Here is a 19,622-nt window from a genome sequence, read left to right on the forward strand (position 1 = left end):
CCGCGAGGGGGACCTCTGATGATTTCGACCTGGAGCGAATGGAAGCGCTATCCCCGTCCCGGACGGGGCGACAATCTCGAGGCGCCGATTTCGCCCGGCATCTACGAGGTCCGGATCGCCGGCACCGGCGCGCTCTATTCGTTCGGCGCCGTCGACAATCTGGCGCAGGCGCTGGCGCTGCTGCCGGTGGGCTCGAAATCTTGGTTCGGCCGCCGCGACACCTCCGACGTTCCCGATCTCGAATACCGGACGTGCGCGACGTCCTCGAAGGCCGACGCCAAGGCAGCCGCCGAGCGCATGATCGGCCGGCGCGAGACGTATATGAGTGGCGCGGCATAACCGCGCCGTTGCCACTTTAACTCCCAGCAGATGTGCGTTGCGGGACGGTGCATTGCGCGCCGTCTGTCCCTATATTCGGGGCCGATCCGATCGCGCCCCGAGGAGTAACGCCATGACCCCGACTGCCGCCGCACGCGCCCCGCAAGCCACGTCCAATCTGCGCGACCGGTTGAAGGATCCGTCGTTGCTGAAGGAGGCCTGCTACATCGACGGCGCCTGGGTCGGCTCGCCGGTCTTCGCGGTGAATAATCCGGCGACCGGTGTCGAGCTCGCGAAGGTTCCGCAGCTCGGTGCGGACGATACGACCAAGGCGGTCGAGGCCGCCGAGCGCGCCTTTCCCGCCTGGGCCAAGCACACCGCCAAGCAGCGCTCCAACATCCTGCGCAAATGGTTCGAGCTGATCATCGCCAACCGCGAGGATCTCGCGCTGATCCTCACCTCCGAGCAGGGCAAGCCGCTCTCCGAGGCGCTCGGCGAGGTCGATATCGGTGCCGCCTATATCGAGTTCTTCGCCGAGGAAGCCCGTCGCGTCTATGGCGAGACCATCCCGACGCAGCGGCCCGATGCGCGCCTGCTCGCGATCAAGCAGCCGATCGGCGTCTGCGGCGCGATCACGCCGTGGAATTTCCCGAACTCGATGATTACCCGCAAGGTTTCGCCGGCGCTGGCGGCCGGCTGCACCGTGGTGCTGAAGCCCGCCAATGAGACGCCGCTCTCGGCGCTGGCGCTGGCCGTGCTCGCCGAGAAGGCCGGCGTGCCCAAGGGCGTGCTCAACATCATCACCGGTGACGCGCCGCCGATCGGCAAAGTGCTGTGCGAGCATCCGGCGGTGCGCTTCGTCGGCTTCACCGGCTCGACCGCGGTCGGCAAGATCCTCTACCAGCAGGCCTCCGTCGGGGTGAAACGGCTCGGCCTCGAGCTCGGCGGCAATGCGCCGTTCGTGGTGTTCGACGACGCCGACATCGATGCCGCGGTCGAAGGCGCGATCGTCTCGAAATACCGCAACATGGGTCAGACCTGCGTCTGCGCCAACCGCATCTACGCCCAGGACAAGATTTACGACGAGTTCGTGCAGAAGCTCTCGAAGAAGGTCGCGGCGATGAAGATCGGCGATGGCACCGAGAGCGGCGTCACGCAGGGCCCGCTGATCAATTTGAAAGCGGTCGACAAGGTCGAGCGCCACATCGCGGACGCCGTCAAGCGCGGCGCCAAGGTTGTCACCGGCGGCAAGCGCAGCGAGCTCGGACGCTCCTTCTTCGAGCCGACGGTGCTTGCCGACGTCAAGCCGGACTCGCTGGTGGCGCGGGAAGAAACGTTTGGCCCGCTCGCGCCGGTGATCCGCTTCAAGGACGAAGCCGATGTCATCGCGATGTGCAACGCCTCGCCGTTTGGCCTGGCTTCATACTTCTACTCCCGCGATCTCGGCCGCGTCTGGCGCGTCGCCGAAGCGCTGGAATCCGGCATGGTCGGCGTCAACACCGGTCTCATCACCACGGAAGTCGCGCCCTTCGGCGGCGTCAAGGAAAGCGGCCTTGGCCGCGAAGGCTCGCGTCACGGCATGGAAGAATATGTCGAGATCAAATACGTGATGATGGCGGGGGTGTAGGCCCAGCGTTTATTGGGACACGCGCCGATGGTGTCTAAGAGGTCGGCTGGTGGCAGACGCCAGCTACAGCCGATCTCGGCCCGCAACCCTCGAATCCCCGATGCCGTTGGTCAAGGTGGGCTGAGCCAGGGACTGTCCACATCGGCGACGATGCTCTTCGCCCAATCTATGAATACCCGCACTTGAGGCGCCAGATGCTCGCGTGCCGGAAACATGATCGACAGCGGGCGATGGACGGGCCGCAACTTCGGGAGGACTCGCACGAGCTCTCCACTGTTCAAGTAGTCTTTGACGACGCAACCGGGCACCTGGATGAGCCCCATGCCGGCGAGAGCGCACGCAATGAAGGCCTCCGTGTCGTTCACGAGTATACCGGTTTTAAGGCGAAGTTCGCACTCGTCAGTCCCCCGCGGGAGGCGCCAAGGTATGGCGATATGGCCCCTGCCTGAGAAATAGTTGACCGCGAGATGTCCACGCAGGTCCTCGACAGTTTCCGGAATGCCGAACCTGTCGAGGTAAACCGGTGATGCGCAGATCAGCATGGCCATCTTGGCGAGAACGCGCCCGACAAGACTGCTGACCGGCAGGTCGCCTATCCTCAGGACACAATCGACACCCTCCGCGATCAGATCGACCGGCTGATCGCTGACGCCAAGAATGAGATCGATGTCCGGGTATTTCGCCTGGAAGTCCGGAAGATTGGGAATGATCAGCGGTTTCGCGATCGCGACCGGGATATCGACCCGCAGGCGTCCTTTCGGAGCGTCGCCCACGCCGCCAAACAGGTTACGTGCCTGGCCGACCTCGTTCAATATTGCGACCGAGCGATCATAGAACAGCCGCCCTTCACTCGTCAGAGAGGTCTGGCGCGTCGTTCGATGCAACAGCCTTGCGCCGATCGACTCTTCCAGTTCGTTCACGGCGTTCGTTACCGTCGGACGGGTCGCGCGAAGGGCCTCGGCTGCCCGCGTGAAGCTCCTGTTCTCCGCCACGGCCACGAAGACCCTCAATTGCTGCAGGAAATCCACGCGTCTTCTCCGTCCGGGTCAATCGAGCCCGTCCTTAATTGTTGTCAAATGGTATAACAATCAAGTTCGAATTTCATCGCTTCTGACGAACAAAGGGGGAAGCTATTTCCGAAGCCGCCGAATAATCCGGAGAGACAGCAGATGGCGCGCGTCGTTCGCTTTCACGAATATGGTGATGCCGACGTTCTCAAGATCGAGGACGTCGATGTCGCGGCTCCCGATGCTGACGAAGTCCAGATCGAAGTGCGGGCGATCGGGCTCAATCGCGCCGAAGTGATGTTTCGCCGCAACGCCTATGTCCAACAGACACAGTTGCCCAGCCGATTGGGCTACGAAGCGGCTGGTGTCGTCAAAACGGTTGGCGCGTCGGTGCGCGATTTCCGTCCGGGCCAGTCGGTGAGTGTCATTCCGACCGAAGACATGGCGCGATGGGGCACATACGGCGAAGTCATCAATATTCCGGCGCGCCATTTGGTGGTGCATCCCCAAAACCTCACCTTTGAGCAAGCCGCTGCGTCATGGATGAAATACGTCACCGCGTGGGGCGCGCTGATCGAGCAGGCGAAGTTGAAGGCGGACGACTATTTGGTCGTAACGGCGGCATCCAGCAGCGTCGGGACTGCGGCGTTTCAGATCGCGCGTGCGGTGGGAGCGACGGTCATCGCGACGACGCGGACCAGCGCGAAGAGCAAGGCTCTGTTGGATGCAGGTGCCCATCACGTCGTCGCAACCGCCGAAGAGGATCTCGTCGCGAGGGTGATGGAGATCACGAGCGGCAAGGGAGCGCGCGTCATATTCGATCCGATCGGCGGCCCCGCCATCGAGCAGTTGACGCAAGTGATGTCTCATCGGGGAATTTTGCTCGAGTACGGCGCCTTGAGCCCGGACATTGGCGCGTTCCCTCAATTCGCCGTGCTTGGGAAGAGCCTGACGATCAAGGGATATTTGTACAACGAAGTCGTGCATGACGACGCAGCGTTGGCGCGTGCGAAGGCGTTCATCTTGGAAGGCCTTTCATCCGGGAAGCTGAAGCCGCTGATCTCCCGAAGCTTCAAGTTCGAACAGATCCAGGAGGCGACGCGCTTCCTGGAGTCGAACGAGCAGATCGGAAAGATCGTCGTCACTGTTTGAGACGCGCAACGCAGTTAAGGGTGATGGAATGACGAACTCGAACCACTGGCAGGCCCCCGGACTGAACCGGCGGAAGATCGGCGACTATGTCGTCACCGCTATCGTCGACGGCATCGTAGCCGTCCCGTTCGACCTCCTGTCCGGGATGGGACCCGATGAGGCGATGAGCATGACGGTGGCGGCGGGACGTCCGTCGTCGTCTGCGATGACCGTCAGCACCTATCTGATCGAAGGAAAAGGCCGGACCATATTGGTGGATGGCGGTGGCGGCGGCATCAACGGTTGGGGAGGGCGACTGCACGCGTCGCTTGCCGCTGCCAATTTGAACCCGCTCGCAATCGACCAGATCCTCCTGACCCACGCCCATCCGGATCACATCGGAGGTCTCGTCGGGGCCTTGCCGTCGGCGCCTCAGTTTCCGAACGCCGAGATCGTGATGCATGACGCCGAATTCGCCTTCTGGACGGATGACGCGAACCTCAATCAGGCCCCGGATCCGGTTAAGCCGTTCTTTCACGCCGCCCGTACCGTATTCGAGGCATATGGCGCCCGGCGGCGGACGGTCAGCGCAGGGCAAGTCGCGCCCGGCATAGAGATCGAACATCTACCCGGCCACACCCCGGGGCATAGCGGCTATCGGATCGATGGCGGCGGGGCGTCCCTGCTCATCTGGGGTGACATTGTTCATTATCCGGATATCCAGGTGTCCCGGCCCGAAGTGACGATTGCGTTCGATGCGGATCCGCAGTCGGCCGCAGAGACGCGAAGGAAGATGCTGGAAAGAGTGTCCGCGACCGGAGAACTCGTCGCAGGCATGCACCTGAATTTCCCCGGGTTCGCGAGGCTGTCGAAGCAAGGACAGTCGTTCGAGATCCGCCATGAGCCCTGGTCTGCGGAGCTGATCTGACGCGAGACGTATCCGTCACGGTCGTCGCTCAAATTTCGTAGCCCGGATGGAGCGAAGCGTAATCCGGGGCCTCTGTCGCTTGTGGCACGATCCCGGATTGCGCTGCGCTCCATCCGGGCTACGGGTTCATCACCGCCGCAGCACCGCAATCGTCCTGTTCGCGAATGTCAGCCGCTCGGCCATGACCGATACAAAGTAGGTCAGCAGCTTGTGGCTGAGCGCGGGGTCCTCGTCCCTGATGGCGTCGAACTGGTGCGTGTTGAGCACGTAGAGCACGCTGGCGACCTCGGCCTGGATCGTCGCGCTGCGCGGCGTGTTCGACACCAGTCCCATCTCGCCGATCGTGGTGTAGCGCCCCAGGCTGCGTACGCGCGTGGTGCGGTCGTCGTCCGCGGGGACCATGATGCCGACGCGGCCGTCGAGGATGAAATGCATGGAATCGGCGGGGTCGCCGGCCTGCACGATGATGTCGCCGGCCTCGACCTCGAGGCGCTGGCAGCGGTGGATCAGCGCGTCGGCGTCGGCCTCGCTGTCGAGTATCCCTGTGAACCAGTCGCGCAGGCTGGCTTCTTCCTGCTCCCGCCCCTGATGCTGCGAGATGATCTCGTTCTCGCACCATTCCAGCGCATGATCGAGCTCGCCGATGATGGTGACGCCCTCGCCGATGAAGTCGCTGGAGCGCAGCACCTTCTCGGCCGCCGCCGACAGGTGCACCAGGATCAGCTCGACGCCGAGATCATGCGCGCTGCGCTTGATCTGGGCGAAGCTGTAGGCGGCCGAGGAATCGACGCCGGTGACGAGCTTGAAGTCGAACAGCAGATAGCGGCACTCCGGGCGCTCCTGGAGCAGCTGCTTGACGTGCTGGTAGAGCCGGTTGGCGGAGCCGAAGAACAGATAACTCTGGAGGTTGAGGCCCTGGATGTTGCCGCCATGGGCCAGCAGCACGTCCTGGTCGTCGCGCGAGCGGTCGAGCGAGGAACGATATTCCGAGCCGTCGAAACTGTATTTGATCGACTCCACCCGTGCGGCGCTGAACGCAAACGTCGCGCAGCCGATGATCACGCCGATCAGGATGCCCGGCACGAAGCCCCAGGCGACGATGATCGCGATGATGGCGATCAGGGACAGATATTCGAGCTTCGAGAGCCGCTTGCGCGACTCGATGATCCATTTGTGGAGCTGGTCGGCGCCGAGATAGAGCAGAAGGCCGCCGATGACGAATTTCGGGATGAAGCCGAGCAGATCGGGCGCGACGGCAAGCATCAGCAGGGACAGTGCCGCGACGGTAAGGCCGGATAGGCGCCCGCGGCCGCCGCTGGAGAAATTGAGGATCGAGCGGCTGATCGAGCTGCAGCCGGCATAGCCACCCAGCATGCCGGTCAGGATATTGGCGGCGCCGGTGACGTTCAGCTCGCGCTCCAGATTGGCCTCGCGATGCACGGCAACTTCGATGCCGGTGGTGTTGAACAGCGTGCTCGAGGCCGTGACGAAGATGACGGCAACCACGTTGCCGAGCAGGTCCGGTACGGCAAACCAGGGATAGCGGGCGAGATCGTCGGTGTGCCAGGGCAGCATGAAGACCGCCTGCGGTGGCGGCTGAAACGTCCAGCCCAGGGCGCGAGCGTGATCGAATGAAACGCCGGTGATCCAGAACGCCAGATGCGCCGTGAGCACGCCGCCGACCAGGATGATCGGCAGTCCGAACGGGCTGCGCGAGCGATGCCAGGTCAGGTACAGCACCAGCGCCATCGCGCAGGCGGCGCCCAGCTCCAGCAATGTGGTGCCGTTGGTGAAGTGCGGCAGCGTCGTGAACTGGAGCGGGTGGTTGGTGATCACCCGCACCGCGCCCAGGGCGATGAGAAGTCCGGTGGCGCCGAGGAAGCCGCCGACGACGGGATAGGGCACGTAGCGGATGGCGCGGCCCAGCCGTGTCAGGCCCAATCCGCACAGCACCAATCCCGTCAGCACCGTCGACAGGCCGAGCGTGATCAGAACCGGCGAGAGCAGCGGTGCCGACAGGTTCGCCGTCTCGAGGCGTTCGACCACCGAGGCTGCCAGAATTCCTGTCACCGCCGCGGTCGAGCTGTCGGGAGCACCAATTGCGAAGGGCAGGGAGCTGCCGAGGCCGATGACGACCGCAAGCACCGCGGAACTGACGAACGTCGCCGTGATTCCGTAGGACAGGTAAGGCGAGAGCGGCCCGGCGAAGATCAGCAGCGAATAGGACAGCCCGAAAGTGACGGTCAGGACGCTGGCCGCCGTTCCGCCCAATATATCATTCAACGCACGCTTGAGGGCCGGATTGAATCGCGAAGCCGGACTGAGAATAATTGCTGGATCGGTCACGCCGTTGCGCTCGCCCCTGAAAAGTCCCGTCCCGAGACGTAGACGAGTACGGACTTAGCGCAACTGGATTCTTGTAGATGTGAAATATCCGACAGTTTTGCGGTGAGGATCTCCGTTCACGACGTGTGAATGGTCAACCATATGGTGGACAGAAAAAACGAAGCCTCCACACTCACCGCTGTCATTCCCCGCGCAAGCGGGGAATCCAGTACGCCGCGGCTTCTCGGTGAATCACAGGCGTCTCGGAGTACTGGATCGCCCGGTCAAGCCGGGCGACGACGGTCGAGGCTGGGCGAGTCTGTCTCCCCATCGTCATTGCGAGCGCAGCGAAGCAATCCAGAATCCCTCAGCGGAAAGACCATGGATTGCTTCGCTTCGCTCGCAATGACGGAGCGAGACGAAACAGCCGGCTTAGATCTTCAGCTCTTTCCCCGTCACGCGCCTGTAAGCTTCGAGATAGCGCTTGCTGGTTGCGTCCACGACGCTGGCGGGCAGCGGGGGCGGTGGCGCGTCGCCGTTCCAGCGGCCGGCGTGGCGCTCGACGTCGAGATAATCGCGCAAAGGCTGCTTGTCGAAGCTCGCCTGCGGCTGGCCGGGCTTGTAGGCATCGACCGCCCAGAAGCGCGAAGAATCCGGCGTCATGACTTCGTCGATCAGGATGATACGGCCGTCCTTGTCGCGGCCAAACTCGAACTTGGTGTCGGCGATGATGATGCCCTGCTCGCGGGCGAGCTCCTCGCCGAGCGTATAGACCGCGCGCGTCATGCTCTCGAGCGTGTAGGCGACCTCGTCGCCGACGACTTCGCGCATCTTCGCGATGGTGATGTTCTCGTCATGGCCGGTCTCGGCCTTGGTCGCCGGGCTGAAGATCGAAGGCTCCAGCTTCTCGCTCTCGACGAGGCCCGCCTTCAGCTTCTCGCCGGCCAGCGTGCCGCTGGCGACATATTCCTTCCAGGCGGAGCCCGAGAGATAGCCGCGGATCACGCATTCGATCGGGAAGACGGTGGTGCGGCGCGACAGCATGGCGCGGCCGAGGATCTCGGCGCGATGCGGCTTCAAGGCCGGCACGGCGGCAATGATCTCGTCGGCGTCGGCGCTGATCATGTGATGCGGCACCACGCCTTCGAGCTCGTTGAACCAGAATGCGCTGATTTGGGTCAGCACCGCGCCCTTCATCGGGATGGTCTCGCCCATCACGACGTCGAAGGCGCTGATGCGGTCGGTGGTGACCAGCAGCAGGCGGCCGTCGTCGACGGCGTAGATATCGCGCACCTTGCCGCGTCCGATCTTGGGCAGGGGCAGGTCGCTGGAGAGCATGGCGGTCATCGGCAGGGCCTTCGCAGACAAGTCCATCGGACAGGAGATTCGGGCCGCACTGGATGGTACGGCCTAAATCGGGATAGCCTATTCCGGCAGCGGAATGAACTCATGTTCCTGCGGAACTGCGGCGAAGCGGCCGGTTTTCCAGTCCTGCTTGGCCTGCTCGATCCGCTCCTTGCTGGAGGAGACGAAATTCCACCAGATGTGGCGCGGGCCTTCCAATGCATCGCCACCGAGAAACATCATGCGCGTCGCCTTCAGCGCCTTCACGGTGATGCGGTCGCCGGGCCGGAAGATCAGCAGCCGCGGTCCCTCGTACCGCTCGGTCGCGATCTCGACCTCGCCGTCGACGACATAGATCGCGCGCTCCTCATGGTCGGGGTCGAGCGGCACGCTGGCGCCCGCGACCGCGGTGACCTCGGTGTAGAACCAGGGCGAGACCATCGTCACCGGCGAGGTGATGCCGAAGGCGGAGCCCGCGATCACCCGCGCGGTAAAATCGCGCTCGGAAATCATCGGCAGATCGCCGGCGCCGTAATGCTGAAACGACGGCGCGATCTCCTCGGATCCGGCCGGCAGCGCGATCCAGCTTTGCAGGCCCAGCATCTGCTGGCCCGAGGCGCGCTGCGCGTCCGGGGTGCGCTCGGAATGGGCGATGCCGCGGCCGGCGGTCATCAAGTTCATCGCGCCGGGCGCGATCTCCTGGACGTTACCCTCGCTGTCGCGATGCATGATCGAGCCGTCGAACAGATAGGTGACAGTGGCAAGCCCGATGTGCGGATGCGGCCGCACGTCCATGCCCTTGCCGGAGACGAACTGCACCGGGCCGAAATGATCGAAGAAGATGAAGGGCCCGACCATCTGCCGCCTGCCATGCGGCAGCGCGCGCCGCACCACGAATCCGTCGCCGAGGTCGCGGGTGCGCGGCACGATGACGAGATCGAGCGCGTCGCAGGACATGGGATCGCCGAGCACGGGATCATTCGAGGGTTGCCAGCTCATGGTGGTCTCCTGTTTCTTGCTGGTATGATCGTAACAGAACAATGTTGGGAACGGGAGAAGACCGATGATCCCACCGCTCAAGCCAGGCGCCAGGCTGCTCGAGGTCACAGGCCCCAGAATCGAGACGGAACATTTGATCCTGCGGCCATGGTGCGCGGGCGATATTGCACCGAACGCCGCGATGCTGTCCGATCCCGGCACCGCCCGCTTCATCGCCGCCGACGGCAAGCCGGTCACGACCGAGATTGCCGGCTGGCGTAACGCAGCCGTGATCTCCGGGCACTGGGCGCTCCACGGCTTCGGCATGTTTGCTGTCGAGGAGAAATCGAGCGGCAGCTACATCGGGCGGGTTGGTCCGTGGTGCCCGCCGGGCTGGCCCGGCTTCGAGGTCGGTTGGGGCATCGCCAGGGAATTTCGCGGCAGAGGTTATGCGGTGGAAGCGGCCAGCGCATCGATCGACTGGGTGTTCGACAGCTTTGAGATCGACGAGATCATGCACTGTATCGAGAGCACGAATACGCCGTCGCAGGGCGTGGCGCGCAGCCTGGGAGCCCGGAAGGAGCGAGAGATCGATCTGTTCGGCAAGCCGGCCGACGCCTGGATCACGTCGCGCGCCGCATGGACCCGGCGAAATTGAATCGGTTTTTGATCTGAATTAGGTTCGCGTCACGCGCGTGCGTGCGCGATCGGGTCGACCGGATGCTGCTTGCCAATCTCGAACTTGCCTTTCGCGCCGGCGCCGTGGCGCTGCTGTTGGTGTTGGCGGCATCGTTGTTCTCGGACTTCCGCAACGTGCTGGCGGCTCGCCTCGGCGCAGCCTTCGCGCTCGGCTCGGCCGCGCATGCGGTGAGCTATTCGGTCGGCGTGACGTCGCTGGTGCCGGCCTGGCATGCGCCGCTGATCGCACTGTCGACCGGCAATATCGTGGTGTTCTGGCTGTTCACGCGCGCGCTGTTCGACGACGATTTTCGCCTGCGTTGGTGGCATGGGTTGATTTGGGCTCTGGTGACAGCGTTCAGCTTCGCCGGGTGCGTCTGGATCGCGCCGGGCGGCCATGTGCGGTTCTCTGTCACCGTGGTGAACCTGATCGTGCTCGGCTTCATCGCGCTCGCGGTGGGGCAGACGATCGCTTCGTGGCCGGCCGATCTGGTCGAGCGCCGGCGGCGTGCCCGCGTCTTCATCGTCTGCGCCGCCGCGCTCTATGGCGGACTGAACGCGCTGCTCCAGATTGCCGTCGCCGGCAGCGACGTCGGCGATGCCGCCAACACCATCAATGCCGGCGTGCTGGCCTGCGTCGTCGCGGCCATCGCCTACGCGATGATGCGTGTCGATGGCGCCGACCTGTTTCCGGCGAATGCCGGAATCACGCCAGCGGTCATTCTAAGCCATCCGGCAGCCACCGATGAATCCGCCGATCAGAAGCTGATCGATGCCCTGATGCGGCTGATGGCGGACGAGCGGATCTATCGCCAGGAAAACATCACCATCGGCGCGCTGGCGGGCCGGCTGAAAATTCCCGAATACCGGCTGCGCCGGCTGATCAACCAGCGGCTCGGTTACCGCAATTTCAATGTGTTCCTGAACAACCACCGGATCGAGGAAGCCAAGGCCGCGCTCGCCGATCCCGCGCAGGCCGAGGTCCCCGTCATCACCATCGCGATGGACGCCGGCTTCCAGTCGCTCGGTCCCTTCAACCGGGCCTTCAAGGCGGTGACGGGCGTGACGCCGACGGAATACCGCCGGCTGAAGGTGAGTGCGGCGTAAGTTCTAACCCTTTCTAATCACGCCGAAATTCCAGAATCGACCAGCCCGGTTCAGTTTCAGCCAGTCCATTTTCCAAATCCGGCGAGCACTCCTCAGCCCGCTCCGGCTTCCTGCCCGGCACACGTCCCCCGACGCCGGAGAAAGCCCGTGACCCGCCGCCGCAAGATCATCCTCCTCACCACCGCCGTCGCCTGTATCGGCCTCGCATTCGGCGCGGCGCGCGCGCGCAACGCGCCGCAGGTCGCCACCGGCTTCCTCGCCGACATCCTCTGCGCCGAGACATTTGTCTCCGGCCTCGATCCGCAGCGCACCTTCACCGAGACCACCGACGCGATGCCCGGGACTAACCTGATCACCTGGGCGATGGACTACCGGATCGACCGGCTGCGCAAGGACGTCACCGTGACGCTGTTCGGCCTCGGCCGCAGCCATGCCGTCTATCGCGACGGGCTGGGCTGCACGCTCGAGCACGGCGCTGATATCGCCGACGTCGCGCCGCCGGCCGACGACAAGCAGCCCGCATTGCTCCCCGAGATCGCGGGGCCTTCAACCGTGCCGCCGCAAAGCGAGGGGCTATCAGCCGCACTCGATCGCGCCTTCGCCGAACCCGCGCAGCCGCCCACCCGCCGCACCCGCACCATCGTCGTCATGAAGTCGGGCCGCGTCATCGCCGAGCGTTATGCGGATGGTGTTGGGCCCGAGACGCCGCTGCTCGGCTTCTCCATGACGAAGTCGGTGATCTCGGCGCTAACAGGCATTCTCGTGCGTCAGGGCAAGCTCAAGCTCGACGGGCCCGCGCCTGTCGCCGCCTGGACAAATCCGGACGATCCCCGCCACGCCATCACCGTCGACCAGCTGCTGCGGCACACCGCGGGCCTCGCGCTCGGCAGCTCGCTGCAGGCTTCGCTCGGCTCCGCCTTCGAACCGGTCAATCGCATGAAATTCATCGAGGACGACATGGCTGCCTATACCGCGAGCATGCCGCTTGCGACCGCGCCGGGCACGGTGTGGAATTATCACGACGGCAACACCATCATGCTCGCGCACCTGATCCGCAACGCCGCCGGCGGCAACCCCGCTGACGCGCTGCGCTTCGCGCGCCGCGAATTGTTCGCGCCGCTCGGCATGCGCCACGTCACGCTCCAGCTCGACGGCGCCGGCACGATCGAGGGATCGAGCGAGATGCTGGCCTCCGCGCGCGACTGGGCCCGCTTCGGTCAGCTCTATCTCAATGACGGCGTCGCCGGCGGCAAGCGTATCCTCCCCGAGGGCTGGGTGAATTACGCGGCGTCAGCCACGCCGAATGCCTGGGTCGGCATTGGCGCCGGCTTCTGGACCAACCAGGGCGACAGTTTTGGCGCGAATTTCCGCGTGGAGCACGGCTGGCCCCGCGATGCGTTCTTCGCCAAGGGTACGATCGGGCAGTACACGATCATCATTCCCTCGGAACGGCTTGTGATCGTGCGGTTGGGCCGCTCGCCGAACTGGCCACCGGAAGCGGACGGCGTGTTCGATCTGGTACGGGATGTGGTGGCAGCCACGCGCGAGAAGGGGAAAATGGCGGGGGTGGATTGAGCTGCGAGCTCCTCTTCCCTTCTCCCCTTGTGGGAGAAGGTGGCGCGAAGCGCCGGATGAGGGGTCTCTATCCGCGAATTAGACCGCTAGAGAGTCGCGCGCGGAGAGAACCACTCACCCGGCTGCGCTTCGCGCATCCACCCTCTCCCACAAGGGGCGGGGGTGCACCGTCTGCGCGGAGGGAATCTCCTACCGCCCCAGCTCGGTGGCCTTCGCCACGCGGTCGAACCGCTCCAGCGTCATGATCGCGTCGGCAAACTTCTCCGCGCGCGCGTTCAGCACCGGGCGCGCCAGCGTCAGAAACTTCTGCTGCATCGCCTGCGCATCGGGGAACGAATTCGGCTCGCCCGAGGGATCAGCATAGAGCCGCTCATGCACGCCATCGTCCGTCGTGATGCTGACGCGCGCGCCGAACGGATGGGTGCGGCCGACCTCGAGGCGGTCGTCCTGCACCACGTCGAACTTGTCCGCGAGCGCATCGATGGCGGCGTCGCCAAGGCGGTTGTAGTCGTCCCAGCCGAACGAGCCCTGGTCGAGCGCGAGCGCGCCGGTGAAGAACATCGAGAACTGGCCGCCGACGATCGAGGTCGGATGCCGCTTGGTCGCGGCATCGCCGGTCAGGGTGATGCCGTTCCGATGCAAGCCGATCTCGACGCGCTTGACCTGATCTGGCGTCAGATTGTGCTCGCGCCGCATCGCGATCAGCGCGTCGATCGCCGCATGGGTGTAGCGGCAGCTCGGATACGGTTTGACGCCGATCTTCATCGTCTCATAGGTCTTGCCGAGTTCGGCCACCGCCTTGTCGGGATGCGCATCGTCGGTGTAGCCGGCGAGCAGGCCGTGCTTGCCCTCGACCGATTCCGTCGCGCCGACGAAATCGTTGCGCGCCAGCGTCGCGGCGATCACGCCGTTCATCGCGGCGGCGCCGACCTGGTAGCGCTTGTTCCAGGCGCCGTTGACCAGGAATTGCAGCGAGCCCGCGGCCTGGCTGCCGGAGACGCCGAACGCGGCGATGATCTGCTGCTCGGACAGGCCGAACAATTTGCCGGCCGCAGCCGCCGCGCCATAGGTGCCGGCGGTCGCGGTCGGATGGAAGCCGCGCGCATAATGCGAGGTCGGGTCGAGCGCGTTGCCGAGCCGGCAGCAGACCTCATAGCCCGCCACGATCGCGGTCAGCACGTCGCGGCCCGATGCGCCGACCATCTCGCCGACGGCGAAGGCGGCCGGAACCACCGGCGCGCTCGGATGCAGCGAGGAATCGGCGTGGGTATCGTCGAAGTCGAGGGAATGGCCGAGCGCGCCGTTGAGGAGGGCGGCGACCGCCGGTGTCCAGGTCTTGCTGTCGCCGAACACGGTGGACTCGCCCTTGGTGTCGAGCGCGAGCGCTTTCAGCATCTTCAGGATCGAGGGGGTGGATTCCGCCTCGCTGCGGGCCCGGATGGCGCTGCCGAGGAAGTCCAGCGTCAGCACCTTGGCGCGATCCAGCACCTCCGCCGGAATATCCTGGTATTTCAGATTGACGACATAGGCGGCGAGCGTTGCGGTTTCGTGAGCCATCGTGTTTCCTCGTTTTGGCGCGCAAGTTAGGCGGGCTGATTTGGCCTTTCAAGCGGCCTTGGGGCCGCGGGCATCAGCCATGCTTTTGCCTAGCTGCAAAAGGATCGGGACGTCTGACGATGGCATTTGCAAAACAGCTGTTCGACCGGATCCGATCACGGCGGACGCAACTCGGATTGGCGATCCGGGTCACGGTGGCCGCAGTGGCGGCCTATGCGATCGCCACCGCGCTGCATCTGCTATTGCCGCTCTGGGCCGTCCTGACCTCGCTGATCGTGACCCAGATGAGCGTCGGCCGCTCGTTGAAGGCGACGCGCGATTACGTGCTCGGCACCATCGGCGGCGCCCTCTATGGCGGCGCCATCGCGATCCTGCTCCCTTATTCGACCGAGGCGGGCCTGTTGGGGCTACTGGTGCTGGCGGTCGCGCCACTCGCCTTCGTGGCCGCGATCAATCCGAGCCTCAACGCGGCGACAGTGACGGCGATCATCGTATTGCTGGTTCCGACCATGCATCATTCCGATCCCCTGGCGTCGGCGATCGACCGCGTCAGCGAGGTCGGGGTCGGCGCCATCACTGGCCTGCTGGTCTCATTCCTGGTGCTACCGTCGCGCGCCGTGCGGCAGATCCGCGCCAGCGCGGCCACGCTGCTCGAGCTGATCGCGGATGCCTTCACAGAACTGCTCGCGGGGCTCACGCGCGGCCGCGACAACGACGCGCTGCACCGGATCCAGGACGGCATCGGCACGGCAATGGTGGGCATGAATGCCATCGGCGCCGAAGCCGAGCGTGAGCGCTCCGCGCGACTGTTGAGCGGGCCCGACACCGGCCCGCTGCTGCGCACCGTGCTGCGGCTGCGCCATGACGTCGTGATGATCGGTCGTGCCACGGTGGTGCCGCTGCCGGCCGAGGTGCAGATGCGGCTTGCAGCCCCGCTGACGGAAGTCTCGACCGTGATCGCGCGATTCCTTCGCTCCGCCGCTGCTGCCTTGCGCGAGGGCGTCGGCGCGCCGGCGATCCATCCGGTCCACGTCGCGCTCCAGCATTATGCCGAGGCCGTCGCCGCCGTCCGTCATGACGGCCTGATCCGCGGCCAGCCCGGCGACACCGCCGAGCGCTTCTTCGCGATCGGCTTCTCGCTGGAGCAGATGCACCAGAACCTCTGCGATCTCGATCGCGTCGTCGGCGAATGGTCGGAAGCCTCGACCGACAAGTCCGCGCGCGTGGCGGAGTGAGCCAGAGCGTTTTCGAGCGAAGTGGTTGCCGGTTCGCGTCAAGAAAACGCGTCAGAATAAGATTCTACAGATCGAAGAACGCCAGCTGCGCCGCGTCGCGCCGCTCGATGCCATCCGTCAGCGCCTTCAACGCAACGTCAAAACTCGGCTGCTGTTGCTCCAGCTCCCACGCGCCGTCATGGTCCCACTGAAAGCACTGGCCATAGCGCTCGCCGGGCTCGACATGGAGCAGCAGGCAGCGGCTGAGCTGCGACGGCTCGGCAACCGGCACCAGATGTTTCAGCGAGACGCCGTATTCCTGACGGAAATAGGCGCAGGCCTCTTCGAACTCGTCCTCGGAATGGGCAATGAAGTCCAGGACATTGCGAAGCTGCGTGGCGAGTTCGTCAGGCGCATAGAAGCGAGCTCGGAGGATGATTCAGGCAGCCGCACCAGCAATTCGGTCTCGCCGCGCGTCAGCAGGAACTTGCGATAGTCATCGGGCAATCGGACGCCGAGCACCTGCTCAACTTTGCTCACATCCGCTTCGCTCGCCGGCGTACCGGGTTTCCAGCGCCAGCCTTTGCTTGATGTTCCCGCCTTGCGCTGGGCCTCGTAGTCCTCATAGCCGGGAAACGCCATGATGTCCTCATAGCCGCCGAACCGCGACCATTGAAAGGCGTCGTCAAAGGCCTCTTCCCGCCGCTCGGGAAAATAGCCGCAGAGCAGCTCGGCGCGCTTGAGGATGCGCGTGTGGTTCGGCGCGGTCTTGCAAAGATGCTCGATCGTCTTCAGCGCGGCGTCAGGATTGTCGGCCTGAAGATAGACGTCGCTCAACAATTCCAGGATGCGCCCCTCGAGGTCGTTCTCATAGATGGACCACGCATAATGCGGCTGCCCGGCAGCGCGCCGCGCAACGAGCGTATCGCGCGCCTGTTCGGCAAGGCGTACCGCCTGTGCGAGATCTTCACCGGCGACCTTGCCGCAGCGAGCGGCGTGCCAGAGATACAGCGGCTCGTGCTCGGCCGGCGTGCCCTTGAGCACGTCGAGCTGCGCGGCCTGCTCGGCCATCGGCGCGCTGAGCGCCAGGATCATCAGCTCATCGAGCCCCTTCTGCCAGTCCGGCTTGGCTCGCGGATTGGGCCCGAGGTCGCGCAGCGTGTAGTTGGTATGGTCCGTCTCGACATAGCCGGCCGCGACCAGCTTGGCGACATGGCGGCGGAAAGCCGCTGCGGCGTCGGCGATGCCGGAGAATTCCTTGCGCAGAAATTTGTCCGCGTCGCGATCGCCCTTCCAGTTCATATGAACGCCGATCACCATGGGATCGCTGCCCGGGACCAGCATCAATTCGCGATCGTCATCGCCGGGCGCGCGGTGGAAGAACTTTGCCAGATACATGCGACCCTCCGAACGCGCCGCCGGGATCGGGGCGCCACGTCTCAGTCGCAGTTTCAGGGAAACCGGTTCATGCCGGCAGGCAAGAGCGTTTTCGAGCGAAGTGGATAGCGGTTCGCGTGAAAAAAACGCGTCCAAAACTACAATCAGCGCTTTTTCAGGCCCTTGGCCACCATGCGCCAGACCAGCAGATCGATGCGATCCTGGCCGAAGAACGGCTCGTTCTCGAACACGAAGGTCGGCACGCCCCAATGACCGGAGGCGGCATGGTCCTTCTCGTTCTCGGCGATCACCCGCTCGTAGCGATCGGGGTCGGCGCTGATCGCTTCATCCATCGCGGCGAGATCGAAGCCAGCCGCCTCAGTGGCGCGGGCGAGGTGATCGCCTTCGTTCCAGCCCGCCACGGAGCCATCCCACAGCACGCGCGCGATCGCATCGGTGAATGCGAGCGAGCGGCCTTCGAGCTGCGCCATCGCGCCCAGCCGGGTCAGGCGGTGGATGTAGGGCTGCTCGGCCGCAACATCGAACGTCGTCTTGTCCTGCACGATCGGATCGGGCCTCGGAAAGCGGAACGGGATGCCCTCGTGCTGCGCTACGCGCGTGCTGTCGAGCACCACATAGCGAATGAAGTTCGGGCTGGCCTTCTTGAAGAAGCCGGGTACGCGGACGGCGAGCGGATAGACCGGCCGCAAATTCACCGCCAGATCGTATTGTTCGACGAGCTTGAGCGTCTTCGGCAGCGCCAGATAGCTGAAAGGACTGCGGTAGGAGTAGAAGAGGTCCACGGACAGGGTCATCGCACCGGCTCCATGATCCCGATCATCCCGCCAGTCTGCGCGTCAGCATGCGGAAGCGCAAGATCAGGAGGCCGGCATAGACGAACGTGCCGGTCGAGAACCCGATCCAGACGCCGACCGCGCCAAGCCCGGCACTGAAGGCCAGCACCCAGGCGATGGGAAAGGCGACGCACCAATAGCCGATCGCCGCGAACAGCAACGTCATCTGGGTATCGTTGATGCCGCGCAGCGCGCCGGCCATGATGGTCTGGAGGCCGTCGGCGATGAAGAAGGTCGCGCCGACCAGCAGCAGGGTCGCGGTCAGCTCGACAGTGGCCGCGCTGGCCTCGCTGCTCCCGAAGAACAGCCGTCCGAGCTCGTAGCGGCCGAGGATGATGGCAACGGTCAGGGCTGAGACCAGCGCTACGCCAAGCACCGCCGCGACGAGGCCCGCGCGCCTCACCGCGGCCGGGTCGTCGCGGCCGAAAGCATGGCCGACGCGGACCGTCGCCGCCATGCCGATGCCAAGTGGGACCATGAACAGCACGGCCGTGACCTGGAGCGCGATCTGATGCGCGGCAAGCGCCGTGGTCGAGATCAATCCCATCAGCAGCGCAGCGGACGAGAACAGGCCATATTCCAGCAGCAGGGAAAACGAGATCGGCGCGCCGACCGCGATGAGCTGGCGCATCAGGGGCCAGTCGATCCGCCACAGATGGGCGAGCGGGCGGTAGTCTGCGAATGGCTTTCGCCGTGCAGCGATGGCGAGCACGGCGAGGAAGGTGCCGAGATTGACGAGCGTGGTCGCAAGCCCCGCGCCGAACAGGCCGAGCTCCGGCAGGCCGAACAGGCCGTGGATCAGGCAATAGACCAGCGCCGCGTTGGCGGGGATCGCTGCGATGGTGATCCACAGCGGCGGCTGCGGCCGGTTCACCGCGCTCATCATGCTGCGCAACGCGATGAAGCCGAGCGCCGGCGCGATGCCCCAGGCCAGCCCGTTCAGATAGCGCTGCGCGAGCGCGGCCGATTGCGGCGCCTGTCCGAGCGCCAGCAGGATGCGCTCGCCATAGAGCGGCGAGGCCATCATCGGTAGCGAGATCAGGAGTGCGACCCACAGGCCGGCGCGCAGCGAGCGGCGGATGCGCTTGACGTCGCCGGCACCGAACGCCTGCGCCGCCAGCGGCGACACCGCGGCCATCAATCCGAGCCCGAAGGTGAAGCTGACGAAATAAACCGTATGCGCCAGCGCGGCGGCCGCGACCGCATCCTCGCCGAGCCGCCCGATCAGCGCGAGATCTGTCGTGATCATCGCGATCTGCCCGAGCTGCGTCAGCATCATCGGCACGGCCAGCCGCAGCGTCTCGACGAACTCTTCGGCGAGATGATTTTGCGGCACGCCGGCTTGCGGCTGCGGACGAGGTTGCACGGTGTCGAGCATGGCGGTTGCAATAGCACGGCCGCACGTCGAAAACACGGCCCGTGTCTCTTCCCCTCTCCCCTTGTGGGCCTGTTGCGTTATCGGCTCTTGAGGCTGAAGACGTCAGGAGCGAGTGCCCTGGTCCCGGCAATGCCTGCGAAGATCTGTAGTGGTTGCCCTCGGAGGGCGGCTCACGCGGCGATCGTGGCCCACCGCCTCATGTTGAAGGCGATCGAGGCGAGCAG

At 64.9% G+C, this 19,622-nt stretch carries 17 protein-coding genes; 8 read left to right on the forward strand and 9 right to left on the reverse strand.

What is annotated here, in order from left to right; genetic code table 11:
* The first annotated feature begins 18 nt into the window (after positions 1–18).
* Together QJT78_RS23730 and QJT78_RS23735 are read left to right on the forward strand one after the other, a co-directional pair.
* A complete protein-coding gene (locus tag QJT78_RS23730) occupies positions 19–339 on the forward strand; it encodes a hypothetical protein (protein WP_028150598.1) in 321 nt (106 codons plus the stop codon).
* 112 nt (positions 340–451) lie between these two features.
* Complete coding sequence (locus tag QJT78_RS23735; protein WP_028150599.1) at positions 452–1,945, forward strand: NAD-dependent succinate-semialdehyde dehydrogenase; 1,494 nt, start codon at positions 452–454, stop codon at positions 1,943–1,945.
* Between the two features lie 110 nt (positions 1,946–2,055).
* Here the strand turns inward: QJT78_RS23735 and QJT78_RS23740 are convergent, their stop codons facing one another.
* Entirely contained in the window at positions 2,056–2,973 is a 918-nt protein-coding gene (locus tag QJT78_RS23740) for a LysR family transcriptional regulator (protein ID WP_038944838.1), read from the reverse strand.
* A gap of 141 nt (positions 2,974–3,114) precedes the next feature.
* Here QJT78_RS23740 and QJT78_RS23745 point away from each other — a divergent pair, with 141 nt between their 5' ends.
* Positions 3,115–4,104 carry a zinc-dependent alcohol dehydrogenase family protein gene (locus QJT78_RS23745; RefSeq protein WP_038944837.1) on the forward strand — a complete coding sequence of 330 codons (990 nt, stop codon included), beginning with the start codon at positions 3,115–3,117 and terminating at the stop codon, positions 4,102–4,104.
* Positions 4,105–4,132: 28 nt separating this feature from the next.
* Positions 4,133–5,011 (forward strand): MBL fold metallo-hydrolase, encoded by an 879-nt coding sequence (locus QJT78_RS23750; RefSeq protein ID WP_028150602.1) that lies wholly within the window; start codon positions 4,133–4,135, stop codon positions 5,009–5,011.
* 129 nt (positions 5,012–5,140) lie between these two features.
* On the opposite strand, the gene QJT78_RS23755 is transcribed toward QJT78_RS23750, so the two are convergent.
* The 3 genes from QJT78_RS23755 to QJT78_RS23765 all read right to left on the reverse strand — a co-directional run bounded on the left by QJT78_RS23755 (position 5,141) and on the right by QJT78_RS23765 (position 9,679).
* The gene (locus tag QJT78_RS23755; RefSeq protein WP_028150603.1) at positions 5,141–7,357 is read right to left on the reverse strand and encodes a SulP family inorganic anion transporter; all 2,217 of its coding nucleotides are present in this window, start codon (positions 7,355–7,357) and stop codon (positions 5,141–5,143) included.
* 411 nt (positions 7,358–7,768) lie between these two features.
* Complete coding sequence (locus QJT78_RS23760) at positions 7,769–8,683, reverse strand: phosphoribosylaminoimidazolesuccinocarboxamide synthase (protein ID WP_028150604.1); 915 nt, start codon at positions 8,681–8,683, stop codon at positions 7,769–7,771.
* 78 nt (positions 8,684–8,761) lie between these two features.
* On the reverse strand, positions 8,762–9,679 hold the full coding sequence (locus QJT78_RS23765; RefSeq protein WP_028150605.1) for a pirin family protein: 918 nt from the start codon (positions 9,677–9,679) through the stop codon (positions 8,762–8,764).
* A gap of 64 nt (positions 9,680–9,743) precedes the next feature.
* Between QJT78_RS23765 and QJT78_RS23770 the strand changes: the two genes are divergently transcribed.
* The 3 genes from QJT78_RS23770 (at position 9,744) to QJT78_RS23780 (ending at position 13,018) form a co-directional block, all read left to right on the forward strand.
* Entirely contained in the window at positions 9,744–10,316 is a 573-nt protein-coding gene (locus QJT78_RS23770) for a GNAT family N-acetyltransferase (protein WP_028150606.1), read from the forward strand.
* 62 nt (positions 10,317–10,378) lie between these two features.
* Entirely contained in the window at positions 10,379–11,443 is a 1,065-nt protein-coding gene (locus QJT78_RS23775) for a helix-turn-helix domain-containing protein (protein WP_028150607.1), read from the forward strand.
* A 147-nt stretch (positions 11,444–11,590) separates the two neighbouring features.
* Entirely contained in the window at positions 11,591–13,018 is a 1,428-nt protein-coding gene (locus QJT78_RS23780; protein WP_028150608.1) for a serine hydrolase, read from the forward strand.
* A 189-nt stretch (positions 13,019–13,207) separates the two neighbouring features.
* Here QJT78_RS23780 and QJT78_RS23785 read toward each other — a convergent pair whose 3' ends face one another.
* Positions 13,208–14,575: an MmgE/PrpD family protein gene (locus QJT78_RS23785; protein ID WP_028150609.1), complete on the reverse strand. Its 1,368-nt coding sequence runs from the start codon at positions 14,573–14,575 to the stop codon at positions 13,208–13,210.
* A 119-nt stretch (positions 14,576–14,694) separates the two neighbouring features.
* Between QJT78_RS23785 and QJT78_RS23790 the strand changes: the two genes are divergently transcribed.
* Positions 14,695–15,810 carry an FUSC family protein gene (locus QJT78_RS23790; RefSeq protein ID WP_281460332.1) on the forward strand — a complete coding sequence of 372 codons (1,116 nt, stop codon included), beginning with the start codon at positions 14,695–14,697 and terminating at the stop codon, positions 15,808–15,810.
* 64 nt (positions 15,811–15,874) lie between these two features.
* Here the strand turns inward: QJT78_RS23790 and QJT78_RS23795 are convergent, their stop codons facing one another.
* The 4 genes from QJT78_RS23795 to QJT78_RS23810 form a co-directional block, all read right to left on the reverse strand.
* Complete coding sequence (locus QJT78_RS23795; protein ID WP_281460333.1) at positions 15,875–16,081, reverse strand: hypothetical protein; 207 nt, start codon at positions 16,079–16,081, stop codon at positions 15,875–15,877.
* A gap of 8 nt (positions 16,082–16,089) precedes the next feature.
* Positions 16,090–17,187, reverse strand: coding sequence for an SMI1/KNR4 family protein (locus tag QJT78_RS23800; protein WP_281460334.1), 1,098 nt, complete (start codon positions 17,185–17,187; stop codon positions 16,090–16,092).
* 143 nt (positions 17,188–17,330) lie between these two features.
* Complete coding sequence (locus QJT78_RS23805) at positions 17,331–17,981, reverse strand: 2-hydroxychromene-2-carboxylate isomerase (protein ID WP_028150612.1); 651 nt, start codon at positions 17,979–17,981, stop codon at positions 17,331–17,333.
* 22 nt (positions 17,982–18,003) lie between these two features.
* Entirely contained in the window at positions 18,004–19,398 is a 1,395-nt protein-coding gene (locus QJT78_RS23810) for an MATE family efflux transporter (RefSeq protein WP_028150613.1), read from the reverse strand.
* Between the last annotated feature and the right edge of the window lie 224 nt (positions 19,399–19,622).

Source organism: Bradyrhizobium sp. Mp27, from assembly GCF_029953005.1.
Lineage (GTDB): Bacteria > Pseudomonadota > Alphaproteobacteria > Rhizobiales > Xanthobacteraceae > Bradyrhizobium > Bradyrhizobium barranii.